Below are 12,376 nucleotides of genomic sequence, written 5' to 3'. Positions count from 1 at the left end.
TTAATTGTATTTATTGTTTGTCAGCGGTGCGTTTAGTTTTAAAGTCAGACTCGCTTGTCCATTTTGGCCAATCACCGTTATTCGCCAGTTGTGAGGCTATATCAACAATCAGTTCTACATCTTGTTTTACCCCACCTAATGACCAATCTGCTGAGTAATCGTCAGCTTCTTTATGGTATTTATGAGTGATGTAGTCAGGATCGGTATCACCTAGGCTCATAAACAGTAAGCTTGGCACACCTTGTTTGGCGAGTGAAAAATGATCCGATCTAAAAAATAAGCCATTTTGCGCACGAGGATCCAGTTTAACTTGACGTCCTTGCGCGTTTGCGGCTTTAGCTAAATAGTGTTCCATAGTCGAGAGGTCTTTACCGTACTGTAAAATATAGTCGGTGCTATCGAGTACGTTCATCCCATCAATATTTAGTAGGGCAACCATATTCTTTGTTGGGATCACGTCACCAGAGGCAAACTGCGCTGAACCAATTAAACCGGTTTCTTCGGCGGTGAAGTTGGCAAAAATAATCGAGCGTTTAAACGGTGTTTGCTGATGCATTTTTTGCATTATTCGAGCAATCTCAAGGGTGGCCGCGGTGCCTGATGCGTTATCAACGGCGCCATTATAAATTTTAGGACCGCTGTCGGTTTGTTTAGTGCCAAAGTGATCCCAATGGGCACTAATAACGATGTATTCATCTGGGCTTTCACTGCCTGTGATTTTTGCGACCACATTATGTGATTTTGCATGTGACACTTCGTTTTTAAATGCAAGGGTTGCTTTTAAATTCAACGCTTTAGCTTGAAATTGCTCACTAAGTGCTTGTTGCTTTAATTGTTGGTAATTTAAGTGTGCTGATGCAAATATTTGCTCGGTGGCATCGAGTGTTAGCCAGCCCATAACGGGCAATTCAGATGCATTGAGGTTGTTATCCATTAGACTGTATTTAGTGCCGGTATTTGAGCTTTCAACTACCCCCCAAGGGTATGCGGCAGGAGCTGTTTCGTGAACAATAAATACCGCTTTAGCGCCTTGGCGCGCGGCTTCTTCATATTTATAAGTCCAACGACCATAATAAGTCATGGCATTACCAGTAAATAACGTATCGTCTTGAGTGGCAAAGCCCGGATCGTTTACCAGCACAATAACGGTTTTACCAGTTACATCAATATTGGCGTAGTCGTTCCAGTTATATTCAGGGGCATTTATACCATAACCGACAAAGACCACATCAGAATTTCGAACATCAATAACTGGCTGCAATTGTTTAGTACGAGCAGTAAAGTCTTTACCCGCTTTAAAGCTTAAATCACCCATGGTCAATTGCATGTTTTGATCTGCGGTGATCATGGCCATTTTAACCGGATGTAAAAAATCACCGTTATAGGCACCAGTTAACCCTATGGCTTTGTATTGTTCACTCAAATAGCCAACGGTTTTTACTTCACCCAATGTTAAAGGACCGCGACCTTCAAAGTCATCAGAGGCAAGGGTTTTAATATGCTGTTTTATATTATTTAAACTAATGCCCGGACTGTTTTCGAGCGAGGAAGTGGGGGTTGCAGACTCTGAGCAACCCGTTAGTACAATAACTAAAAAAAATGTGATGGTTTTTATATAAGACATAATAAGTTAGGAAATAATATTTTTTCGACTATAACCCCAAACAATAACACAATGCGAATTTTTATCCCTTTTAAACCTATTTTTATGCAGCTTACCTCTTTGGCCCTTTACCCATTAATCGCCATTAGGTAAGTTAAAAATAATAACAAAAGGGATAAGTAATGAAGCAATTTAATCGTCGGGATTTTTTAAAGGCAGCCAGTGTAGCTGCCGCTGCAGGTGTGGTTAGTGGCTGCGCATCTAGTGGCAGTGTTCATACTAGCGCGCCTATGCAACAAGGGCGCTCCGTTATCGGTTTGGTCGCACCTAAAATGGATGTGGTGAGAGTAGGGTTTATTGGTGTGGGTCAGCGCGGGTATGGCCATGTAAAGCGTATGAGCCACATTGAAGGTACTCAAATAGTGGCTATTTGCGATACTCATACAGAGGTTTTAGAACGTGCCGCTAATTATTTAGTTGATACGGGAGTGGCAAAGCCTGCATTGTATAGTGGCAGTGAGCGCGCTTATCAACAAATGCTCGAACGACAAGACATTGATATTGTGATTATTTCAACACCATGGGCATGGCATGCGCCAATGGCTATCGATACCATGAACAGCGCAAAACATGCTTTTGTTGAAGTGCCTCTGGCACTGACTGTTGATGAAATGTGGCAAATTGTCGATACCGCAGAGCGTACGCAAAAAAACTGCATGATGATGGAAAATGTTAACTACGGCCGCGACGAGTTAATGGTATTAAACATGGTACGCCAAGGTGTATTTGGGAAGCTGTTACATGGCGAAGCGGCGTATATTCATGAACTGCGCTGGCAAATGAAAGAGCTTGAGCACAAAACAGGCTCATGGCGAACGCAGTGGCATGCAAGACGTGACGGTAATTTATATCCTACGCATGGATTAGGGCCGGTATCGCAATACATGAATATAAATCGTGGCGATCGGTTCGATTTTTTAACCTCAATGAGCTCACCTTCACTTGGCCGAAGCGCCTATGCGCAACGTGAGTTTGCTGCCGATCATCCCCGTAACCAGCTCAATTATATTGCTGGTGACATGAACACGACGCTGATTAAAACTCTCAAAGGGCGCAGTATTATGGTGCAGCACGATACGACAACCCCTCGGCCGTACTCACGACATAACTTAATACAAGGCACGAATGGCGTGTTTGCAGGTTTCCCTAATCGTATTGCCATTGAAACTGGTGGCTCAAAAAGTTTTCATGAGTGGGATTATGATATGAGCGCATGGTATGAGCAGTACGACCATCCCTTATGGACAAAAATGGGTGAAGAGGCGCAGCGCAATGGTGGTCACGGTGGCATGGACTTTTTAATGTTTTGGCGGATGATTTACTGCTTAAGAAATGGTGAACCGCTAGATCAAGACGTTTATGACGGGGCGGCATGGTCGGTTATTTCGCCGTTATCAGCCCAGTCTGTGAGTGAGCGTAGCCGCTCAATAGATATTCCCGATTTTACTCGCGGGGCATGGCAAACCGCACAGCCTTTGGGCATTGTAAGCTAAGCCAAATAAAAAAAGAGCGCATGCGCTCTTTTTTTATTTATTGGTTATGTTTATTAGCTACTTCTCACATCAACCTTGAGTTTAAGCTTTTGGCCTGGCTGTAAGTATTTTTGCCCAGCCAAGTCATTCCATTTAATTATATCGCTCACGGTTAAATTAAACTTAGAGGCTATACGCGCTAATGAATCACCCCGACGCACTTTATAAGTAATAGTGCGATTGGTGTTATTCGCTGACTCTTTAGGCTGATTTGCTGATTTATAAACAACCAATTTTTGATTTAAACGCAGTACTGCATTTTTCTTCAGCTTATTCCACTTAGCTAATTCACCTATAGTGACATCGTATTCGCGGCTTATGTCCCACAATGTGTCACCACTTTTTACCGTGTGTGAGAGCTTAGTACGCAAACTTTTATTAGCGGCCGCGCGTACTTGCTGAGGCAAATGTTCACTGTTAATTTTACCATCTGTTAGCGGCACTAAAATTTGTTGGCCAACACGAATTACGTTTGAATTAAGCTTATTTAATGACTTTATTGCATTGGTGCTAGTGGTAAATTTACTGGCAATTACCGACAGGCTATCACCTTTTTTTACTTTATATTGTTGCCAGCGAAGACGATTTTTAATGTCAGTTGCAGCCAATTTTTCTGTAAATTGCTCTACTTTATCGGTGGGTATTAATAAAAAGTGTGGGCCATCAGGGTCTGTTGCCCAGCGGTTAAATCCAGGGTTTAGTCTGTATAGCTCGGTAAGGGTCATGTCAGCCATGTCGGCTGCCAGCGCTAAATCAATTTGTGACTCAATATTGACCACTTCAACCACTTGCGCGTTAATGATAGGCTTCCATGACACATTAAAATCATCAGCGCGCTTTAATAAATCGGCTAATGCTAATAATTTAGGCACGTAGGCAGTGGTTTCACGAGGTAAATCAAGTGACCAAAAATCGGTAGGTAAATGCTTTTTACGATTCTTTTTAATCGCACGCAGTAAGCGGCCTTCACCTGAGTTATAAGCTGCAATTGCGTTCAGCCAGTCACCCTCAAGGGTTTTGTGTAAGTATGAGAGATAATCAAGCGCTGCGCGAGTTGATTGCACAATGTCGCGACGGCCGTCATACCACCAGTTTTGTTTTAAATCAAAACGCTCGCCGGTTGCTGGCATAAATTGCCAAATACCCGATGCGGTGCGATGCGAGTAGCCATAAGGGTCAAAAGCACTTTCTACTATAGGTAAAAGTGCAATTTCGATTGGCATTTCACGCTTTTCAATTTCTTCAACAATAAAGTGCAAATACGGCTCAGCACGTTTAGAGATACGATCTAAGTATGCTTGATGGCGCGCATAATAGTTACGCTCAGCGACCACTGGGCGATTTTGGGGAATATCGATAGATAATTGGTAACGAATACGCTCCCAAACATCGTCAAACACAGGGGCTTCCTCTTCGATATCGTTCACTTGTTGATATTGCGCGTTCATCATCAGCGCCGTGCTAATATCGTTTGGGCTTGCGCCTTCAAGCTGGTCTAGTGCCTGATTTTGTGAATCTGTGTTTAACGTTGTCAGTGTTTGACAACCGCTTAGCGTCATCACTAAGACCAATAAAAGAGGAGATTTATTCATAAATACCAATACATAGGGTAAAAAACTCGGCGAATACTACCCATAATGAGTCAACATTGCCACTTATGACCGTTAAAAGTTCCAAACAAATATGATTAGAAAATGTTAACTTGTTGTTTATTAACTAATCGTTTTATTATTGTTGTTGCTAGCGCATGTTTAACCTTGAAAGGTCAACAGGCCCAAATTAAAAATGATCTTTGAACTTTCTCAGACTAGCAAAGTTTTCCCAAGGTTCATTGTTTTTTGTAACTAAACAATATTCTTTTGGTATTAATTCTGTAATGTTTGGCAAATTACTACGCATAAAAGGGTTAATTTTCAGCTCATGGCCTATGGTACTTGGCAACGTTATTTCATCTTTATTACGCAATTCATCTACTTGCTGGCTGTAAGCGAGTAATTCGGGGTTTCGTGGCTCAACCGCTTTTGCAAAGGCCAAGTTTGCTTGGGTGTATTCGTGGGTGCAATACACTTTGCAATCACTTGGCAGTGCTCGCAACTTATTAAATGAATGCCACATTTGCTCTGGGCTGCCTTCAAATAAGCGCCCACAACCACCACTAAATAGGGTGTCGCCAGTAAAGGCAAGTGCATCATTAACATAACAAATATGATCGAGTGTGTGGCCAGGCGTGGTGATAATATTAAATGAGGTGCCTAAAACGGTAATCGTTTGGTCTTCATTTAAAGGCATTGTTATTCCTTTAAATGGACTGTTACTTGGGCCGTAAACCTCAACGTTTGGATACTGTTTTACTAATTGGGCAACGCCATCAGTGTGATCATAATGATGATGCGTTATCAAAATACCGCCTAGGGTTAAATTATACTGTGCTAAATGCTCAGTGACCGGCGCAGATTGGCCAGGGTCAACCACCCACGCTTGATTATTATGCTCGGTGGTTAAGCACCAAATGTAGTTATCAGAAAAGGCTTTAATTGCTTTGACTTGCACCATGTATCGTTGCTCTATAAAGTGGTATTTAATTAATATTATAACGAGCTTATATAATGAAACCAGCCCTTAGTTTTCAAGAAGGCCCCAAACCGTTGTCATGGCAACAGTTTCCGCATGGTGATTATTTACGTTGTGATATAGAACGCAAATTGTCGCCGTGGTTACCACGTATGTTTGGCTATCATATGCTTAAATTGGGTAATTTAAGTGGCGAGTTAGATACCAGCAAAAGTTCCATTAAGCATCAAGTATGTGTTGCAGAGCCAGGCCCTTATACCGGAGTGGTGGCTGACATAGACGAACTGCCTTTTTATGAGCACAGTATAGATGCGTGCATTATGAGCCATTGTTTAGAGTATCACTCAGATCCGCATCATATATTACGTGAGGCTCATCGTTCGCTTATTCCCGGCGGTTATATTGCCATTACCGGTTTTAATCCTTTTAGCTTTTGTGGGTTAGCGCAATTACTGCCATTTAGTGGTCAAAAATTACCGTGGACAGGGCGCTTTTTTACCCCTGCACGGGTAAAAGACTGGCTTAATTTGCTTGGGTTTGAAATTGTGGCCGATGAGCGCTTTATTTATTCATCGTTGGCACGCGGTAACCGGTTGTCGCGGTTTGCGTTTTGGCGCAGCTTTACCAAGCAATATTTAAAACCTATGGGCAGTGTATATTTGCTGGTGGCACGAAAGCGTGTTGCGCCACTTACGCCAATAAAACCTAAGTGGCATGCACGGCCACAATTTGCGCCAATAAAAGGGGTAGGGCTTAGGCAGACCTCAAAGCAACATTATCAGCAAAATAAAAAATAGCATGATGTAGAGGGTTACGGTTGGTAACCTTCATCATCAATTAAGTTGTTGCCGCTGGCCGCATCACGGGCAAGGTCGTCAACAATTTCATTATATTTATGGCCACTGTGACCTTTTACCCATTTCCAAGTAACATCGTGCTCGGCGCAGGCTTTATCGAGACGTTTCCATAAGTCGACATTTTTAACCGGCTTTTTAGCAGAGGTTTGCCAACCGCGTTTTTTCCAATTGGTGATCCACGACTCAATGCCTTGTTTTACGTATTGGCTATCGGTAGTCAGGGTAACAGGACATGAACGATTAAGTGATTCTAGCGCAACAATGGCAGCTAGCATTTCCATGCGGTTGTTTGTTGTGAGTTTGTAACCTTGACTTAATTTTTTTTCGTGGGCTTCATAAATCATAAAAATACCATAACCACCGGGGCCTGGATTACCTAAACACGAACCATCGGTGTAAATCTCTACGGTTTTTTGCACTGTTTTACCTTGATATTATGTACAATAAAGTGATTATAGAAAGATACCAGAGTCAGGCTTAATTCGATATGGCACGCAGACAAATAGTTTTAGATACAGAAACCACCGGCATCGACCCTAAACAAGGGCATCGAATCATTGAGATTGGCTGTGTGGAGCTAATGAATCGCCGGTTAACCGGCAATAATTTTCACGTTTACATAAATCCACAACGCAGCATTGAAGAAGAAGCAATCGACGTTCACGGTATTACCAACGAATTTTTACGTGACAAACCGCTTTTTAGAGACATTGCCCAAGAGTTTTTTGACTATATTAAAGACGCAGAACTCGTTATTCATAACGCGCCGTTCGATATTGGCCATATGGATAATGAATTTGCGTTATTAAATCAAGGTTATCAAAACACCCATGATTTTTGTGGCGTGCTTGATACCCTTAAAATGGCGCGTGACTTGCATCCAGGACAAAAGAACAACCTGGATGCGCTTTGCCGTCGCTACGATGTTGATAACACTAAGCGGACGTTACATGGCGCCTTACTGGATTCTGAAATTTTAGCCGATGTTTACCTGGCAATGACCGGTGGACAAGTAAAGCTAAACCTAAATCAAAACAAAGATGACTCAAGTGAAGATCAAAAAGGCGGTATTAGACGCCTAAGTAGCGACAGGGCGCCTTTGGTAGTTATAGCAGCAAGCGAAGCAGAGCAAAGCGCACATCAAACGCGTTTAGACATTGTACAAAAGGAGGGCGGCCATTGTTTATGGCGCGCTGAATAGGGCATTATTATGAAAACGCTATTAGTAGTTTCACTGCTTTTAATTGCCGTGTGTTTCCACCCCGATGCACACAGCGTAAAGCAAGTTGAAGAGTTAAAAGGCAGCGGTAAACAAAATGAAATCCCGTTACTGGATAACCGTTTTCGTATAGATGACAAAATTGATGAAATAAAATTAATATTTTTTAGACGTCCTGGCTCGCCTGCCGTTATTTTAGTTAGACCCGATGGCACTAAGTACTTTGCAACCAATGCGGTAAGAAACACCAGCCTAGATTGGTACGACGAATTAAATTACGATCTAGTGGTTATTCGCAACCCTATGCCTGGGCCATGGCAAGTTATTGGCCAAATAATGCCACAGAGCCGTATTGTTGTAATTGGTGAGCTATCGCTTAAGGTTGATCCACTCCCTAAGATTCTTTTTCAGGGTGAAACTGTAAAGGTAACCGGTGAGATTTTAAATGATGGCGAGCCCATTCGCGCTAATCTTTTCAAAGATGCGGTATCGCTCAATGTGAGTTTTGTGAGTACTAATAATGAAAATTTTGAAAATTTTGGAGCGGGCATACAGCAAGTTACTGAATTTAAAGACGATGGCTACGGATTTGATGAAAGTGCAAAAGACGGTGTGTTTACGGGTGAGTTTACTTTAAATTTTACTCCAGGCGAGTGGCGGCCAGAACTTTATATTACCACCGATGTCCTTGAGCGACGAGTTGTTCAAGACACGATAGTTGTGCATGAGCCGCCTTTTAGTTTTACCTCAGTTGAAGCAACCGATGAGGGGGACGATCACCGTATTACTATAAATATTGATGAAAAGTTATTAAAGCCTGAAACCGTTATCATGCAAGGGAAAATTTATTATCCCAATAATGAAGAGCAAGTATTTTACTTAGACACTAATAACACCGCAGTAAGAGAACTGGCTTTACAAGATTACGGATGGGGACGTTACAACATTGAAATTTCTGTGTTTGGCTCAACAGTAAATGACAGAGAGTTTATGGCTACGTTGCCAACCTATTTATTTGAAATAGAAAGACCGATAGAAGTTATTCCTGAAATTCCAAAAGCGAGCCTCATTAAGGAAGAAAATATTCCAGAGCCTGTTATAAAACCAAAAGTAATGGCAACCGGTGTAATGGTAAGTTTAATTATTGGTGGGAATTTGGCCATATTATTTATTGGTTGGTTATGTATTCGTGTTTTTGTGCAGAATAAACCAATAAAACTTAAATTGAATTTTGCTTTTTTAAAGAAAAAGAAAGCAACCGAGGCAAAAAAATCAGAACAGCAAAAAACAACTGATGCAGAAAATGGCTCAAAAAATGACAAAACAGGTGAAATTTTAAACCTTTCGATGTCAGATGACTAAAAAACCTGTAAAAAAACAAAAAAGCCCTTGACGAAGTAGGGGCTGGTTCGTATTATTCACGCCGCTGTCAGGGGAGACTCAGACAGCAACGAAAATGCGGAGTGGTAGTTCAGTTGGTTAGAATACCGGCCTGTCACGCCGGGGGTCGCGGGTTCGAGTCCCGTCCACTCCGCCACTTGTTATTTCCTCAATAACAAGCAATAGATAATTTACTTATTAATAAATCCAAACATCATTTTTATCAGCTATCAGCTCGACTCTTATATACTAACCTGCTAATATTCTTGTCTATTCTTCAATATTCAGCTTCTTATCTCTGCATGAATTACCAAGAATCTAATCTCACTTTAAAAAAGGAAGCATTAAGATGAGTACATTAGGTCAGCAATTAAAGCAGCTAAGAAATAATAAAAAATTGAGCCAACCTGAATTTGCCCAGCAAGTAGGTATATATATCAAAACTTGAAAACGATAAATCAATTCCCTCGAATGAAATATTTAGAGCTTTATTGATAGCATTAGACCTTTCAATTGATGAGTTTATGAAGCCCCTTACCTACAGCCATGACAAAACAAGACTCATGCAAATACCCGATTTAGAGCTGTGGTTTAAAAGTAAAGCAGTAAAGAGCTCAGTCGCACAGCGTAAAATTATATACCTCGCTATGTTTCTGATTTCTTTTGGCTGTGCATTATTTTATGCAGGACATAAAAATTATCTGTTCAATGAGCGCTTTTACGAATATAAATCACTGGGTGTGATCAAAAATGATGAACCTCTAAATATATATACTCATTGGAGCAATTATATTATTGATTCAAACCGAGAGAAAAGAGAGGAAAAAACTCGTGAAATGCTGGCCAGAAGGGTACCCAGTTTTAAGTTAATGGATGAATACATCGGTGAATCATTTGTTGAAGAAGTCGAGGGAGGTAAACGACTTTATAACGTAAATGAACTCTCGCGAACAATACCACATGCAGGCAATAGTTGGTTTGAGTTTTTAGGTATTTTGGCTGCTGTATTTGGTTTGGCGTTCGCTTTACTGGAACCCAGATTAACCAAGCAATAAAAAAGTAATAAAAAGCCTGCGTACATGAAAACGCAGCAGGCTTTAATATAAATTGGCTTCCAATTATCCTTGTGGGCCAAATAACTCTTTTAAGTAAGTATCTAAAAAGTTGAGGTAGGCGTTTGAGGCGCTGATACGGTTTTCTTTTTTGCTAAAACCGTGTCCTTCATCATCAAATAATACATATTCTACTGGCACACCATTAGCTTTAACCGCAGCAACCAACTCATCGCTTTCAACTTGTAATACGCGTGGATCATTAGCACCTTGTATCACCATTAAAGGCTTAGTGATGTTATCGGCATGAAACAGCGGTGAAATAGCACGGTGACGTTCACCATCGGTGGCAGGATCGCCCATTTCATCGTAAAGCGCCTTTTTAAAGCTTTCCCACCATGGTGGAATTGAGTTCAGTGTGCGTACCCAGTTAGTCACACCAAAAATATTGATACCTACTTTGAACTCTTCCGGTTTAAAGGCAAGCGCGGCTGCGGTCATAAAACCGCCGTAGCTACCACCCATGATGCCGATTTTATCTGCATCGACCCAATCTAGGCTTTGTAAGTGTTTTTTACCGTAGATAATATCTTGTAGATCATCGGTGCCATGTTTTTTATCGTCTAAATGGAAAAATGTTTTACCATAGCCTGAGCTACCGCGGTTATTGACGGCAAAAATAGCATAGCCATGATTAACTAAATGTTGCTGCATTGCGCTATAACCAGTTCGGCTTTGCCCACCTGGGCCGCCATGCACCCAAATAAGTGCAGGTACTTTATTGGTGCTGCTGGCTTGTTTTGGTTTGTATAATACGCCCGGTATTTCTAAACCATCAAAACTTTTAAAGCGCACAATGGTGCTCTCTACTAAGTCGTTTTGATCTATATCTTCACTTAATGTGTTGGTAAGTTGCTTGGCTTCATTACTGCCAACTTGCCAAACAAATAAGTTGCTTGGTGAGGTATCTGAATTTAAATAAAACGCCATGGTTTTCTCATCGCTTGAGAAATTCACACCACGTAGATTTCCCGCAGGTAATTTAGGCATGGCAATTTCATCCCCTGTTTGCGTGTCTTTTACTGTGACCTTTGTGCTGGCATCAGCATTTACACCGCTTACTTGGTATCGCCCAGATTTAGAAAAATCAATAAAGCTAACGTCCCAATCATCTTTTAATGCTGGACTGTGCTTGCCTGTGGCGAGCTCATATTGCCACACCTCTGAAAACTCTCCTTTAGCGTCTGTTGAGTAGTATAAATATTTGCTGTCTACAGAGAAGGTCTCAGGCGTATATTGTGCTGGTGTATCGTGTTTTGAAATTAATTGCGGCTTGAGGGTTTTCTTATAGGTATCAAGAATAAACGTATCGCTGTCTTTATTGGTATTATTTTTAGACAGCGCAATGTAGCGTCCATCGGGGCTAATTGCGCCCACATCTAGTCCTTGTGTGTTTTGATAAACGGGCGTGACTTTATAGGTTTTGCTATCTACGCGATACAAGTCCATAAACTTGGCATCGCGTTGATTACTGGTAATAAAAAACTGACTGCCATCTTTAGTAAAGCCTGCAAAACTCGCGCGGGTTTCTTCCCCTGGGGTTAAATCTTTGATTGAACCATCAACTTCACGCACATAAACATGGTAGCGCTCATTACCGCCTGAGTCCTTGGTAAATAGTACACGCTCATCATTTGGGAAATAGCGAATAGGGTAGGTGCTGTCTTCAAAATTGGTTAGGCGCGTTTTGCTACCTGTTTTTACGTCAACTTCATACAAGCTGTAAATACCGCTTTCATCGCTACTAACTAGAACTTTATCGCCAGTCGGGGAAAAGCTACTGCCCATGATAGATGTTGTATCAAAAAAGGTTTTAGCGTTATAGGTTTTTACTTGTCGTGTTTGCTCAGTTGCCACAGGGGTAGAGGCTGAATTATTAGATTGATTGCAACCTGTTAATGCAATTGATACTGCACAGGTAATACAGGCAAATTTGAGGGCTTTTTTCATAGATACATTCCTTGGATTATAATTATGGACTTTTAGTGTTAACCGAAGGTTTTTTAAACGCAAGTAATTAGCCTATTCGAACTGCAATAAAG

Annotated in this window: 11 protein-coding genes and 1 tRNA gene; 7 read left to right on the top strand and 5 right to left on the bottom strand. The window is 41.3% G+C overall.

Going from position 1 to position 12,376, the window contains the following annotated elements:
* Nucleotides 1–10: 10 nt before the first annotated feature.
* Nucleotides 11–1,624: a M28 family metallopeptidase gene (locus QL984_RS05080; RefSeq protein ID WP_138764353.1), complete on the bottom strand. Its 1,614-nt coding sequence runs from the start codon at nucleotides 1,622–1,624 to the stop codon at nucleotides 11–13.
* 161 nt (nucleotides 1,625–1,785) lie between these two features.
* Here QL984_RS05080 and QL984_RS05075 point away from each other — a divergent pair, with 161 nt between their 5' ends.
* A complete protein-coding gene (locus QL984_RS05075) occupies nucleotides 1,786–3,156 on the top strand; it encodes a Gfo/Idh/MocA family oxidoreductase (RefSeq protein ID WP_128583296.1) in 1,371 nt (456 codons plus the stop codon).
* A 53-nt stretch (nucleotides 3,157–3,209) separates the two neighbouring features.
* Here the strand turns inward: QL984_RS05075 and QL984_RS05070 are convergent, their stop codons facing one another.
* Complete coding sequence (locus QL984_RS05070) at nucleotides 3,210–4,787, bottom strand: LysM peptidoglycan-binding domain-containing protein (RefSeq protein WP_138764352.1); 1,578 nt, start codon at nucleotides 4,785–4,787, stop codon at nucleotides 3,210–3,212.
* Nucleotides 4,788–4,974: 187 nt separating this feature from the next.
* Nucleotides 4,975–5,748, bottom strand: a complete 774-nt coding sequence (gene gloB, locus QL984_RS05065; RefSeq protein WP_128583295.1) for a hydroxyacylglutathione hydrolase — start codon at nucleotides 5,746–5,748, stop codon at nucleotides 4,975–4,977.
* 53 nt (nucleotides 5,749–5,801) lie between these two features.
* On the opposite strand from gloB, the gene QL984_RS05060 reads away from it, so the two are divergent.
* Nucleotides 5,802–6,563 carry a class I SAM-dependent methyltransferase gene (locus QL984_RS05060; RefSeq protein WP_128583294.1) on the top strand — a complete coding sequence of 254 codons (762 nt, stop codon included), beginning with the start codon at nucleotides 5,802–5,804 and terminating at the stop codon, nucleotides 6,561–6,563.
* A gap of 14 nt (nucleotides 6,564–6,577) precedes the next feature.
* Here the strand turns inward: QL984_RS05060 and rnhA are convergent, their stop codons facing one another.
* A complete protein-coding gene (rnhA, locus tag QL984_RS05055; RefSeq protein ID WP_013464557.1) occupies nucleotides 6,578–7,042 on the bottom strand; it encodes a ribonuclease HI in 465 nt (154 codons plus the stop codon).
* A 68-nt stretch (nucleotides 7,043–7,110) separates the two neighbouring features.
* Here rnhA and dnaQ point away from each other — a divergent pair, with 68 nt between their 5' ends.
* From dnaQ to QL984_RS05030, 5 genes are all read left to right on the top strand, one after another.
* Nucleotides 7,111–7,824, top strand: coding sequence for a DNA polymerase III subunit epsilon (gene dnaQ, locus QL984_RS05050; protein ID WP_058154394.1), 714 nt, complete (start codon nucleotides 7,111–7,113; stop codon nucleotides 7,822–7,824).
* A 9-nt stretch (nucleotides 7,825–7,833) separates the two neighbouring features.
* On the top strand, nucleotides 7,834–9,204 hold the full coding sequence (locus QL984_RS05045) for a TIGR03503 family protein (RefSeq protein WP_128583293.1): 1,371 nt from the start codon (nucleotides 7,834–7,836) through the stop codon (nucleotides 9,202–9,204).
* 98 nt (nucleotides 9,205–9,302) lie between these two features.
* Nucleotides 9,303–9,379, top strand: a tRNA-Asp gene (locus QL984_RS05040).
* Nucleotides 9,380–9,571: 192 nt separating this feature from the next.
* Nucleotides 9,572–9,670, top strand: coding sequence for a helix-turn-helix domain-containing protein (locus QL984_RS05035; protein ID WP_016899469.1), 99 nt, complete (start codon nucleotides 9,572–9,574; stop codon nucleotides 9,668–9,670).
* 43 nt (nucleotides 9,671–9,713) lie between these two features.
* Complete coding sequence (locus tag QL984_RS05030; RefSeq protein ID WP_232311339.1) at nucleotides 9,714–10,277, top strand: transcriptional regulator; 564 nt, start codon at nucleotides 9,714–9,716, stop codon at nucleotides 10,275–10,277.
* A 63-nt stretch (nucleotides 10,278–10,340) separates the two neighbouring features.
* Here the strand turns inward: QL984_RS05030 and QL984_RS05025 are convergent, their stop codons facing one another.
* Nucleotides 10,341–12,284 (bottom strand): S9 family peptidase, encoded by a 1,944-nt coding sequence (locus tag QL984_RS05025; protein WP_036956943.1) that lies wholly within the window; start codon nucleotides 12,282–12,284, stop codon nucleotides 10,341–10,343.
* Nucleotides 12,285–12,376: the final 92 nt, after the last annotated feature.

It is taken from the genome of Pseudoalteromonas sp. APC 3495 (genome assembly GCF_030407645.1).
GTDB lineage: Bacteria > Pseudomonadota > Gammaproteobacteria > Enterobacterales > Alteromonadaceae > Pseudoalteromonas > Pseudoalteromonas tetraodonis.
This window is presented reverse-complemented; position numbering and strand designations above follow the sequence as displayed.

Excerpts from the sequence above, each read along its gene's own strand:
- QL984_RS05080 (WP_138764353.1), bottom strand. The coding sequence starts at position 1,624 with ATGTCTTATATAAAAACCATCACATTTTTTTTAGTTATTGTACTAACG.
- QL984_RS05075 (WP_128583296.1), top strand. The coding sequence starts at position 1,786 with ATGAAGCAATTTAATCGTCGGGATTTTTTAAAGGCAGCCAGTGTAGCT.
- QL984_RS05070 (WP_138764352.1), bottom strand. The coding sequence starts at position 4,787 with ATGAATAAATCTCCTCTTTTATTGGTCTTAGTGATGACGCTAAGCGGT.
- gloB (WP_128583295.1), bottom strand. The coding sequence starts at position 5,748 with ATGGTGCAAGTCAAAGCAATTAAAGCCTTTTCTGATAACTACATTTGG.
- QL984_RS05060 (WP_128583294.1), top strand. The coding sequence starts at position 5,802 with ATGAAACCAGCCCTTAGTTTTCAAGAAGGCCCCAAACCGTTGTCATGG.
- dnaQ (WP_058154394.1), top strand. The coding sequence starts at position 7,111 with ATGGCACGCAGACAAATAGTTTTAGATACAGAAACCACCGGCATCGAC.
- QL984_RS05045 (WP_128583293.1), top strand. The coding sequence starts at position 7,834 with ATGAAAACGCTATTAGTAGTTTCACTGCTTTTAATTGCCGTGTGTTTC.
- QL984_RS05035 (WP_016899469.1), top strand. The coding sequence starts at position 9,572 with ATGAGTACATTAGGTCAGCAATTAAAGCAGCTAAGAAATAATAAAAAA.
- QL984_RS05025 (WP_036956943.1), bottom strand. The coding sequence starts at position 12,284 with ATGAAAAAAGCCCTCAAATTTGCCTGTATTACCTGTGCAGTATCAATT.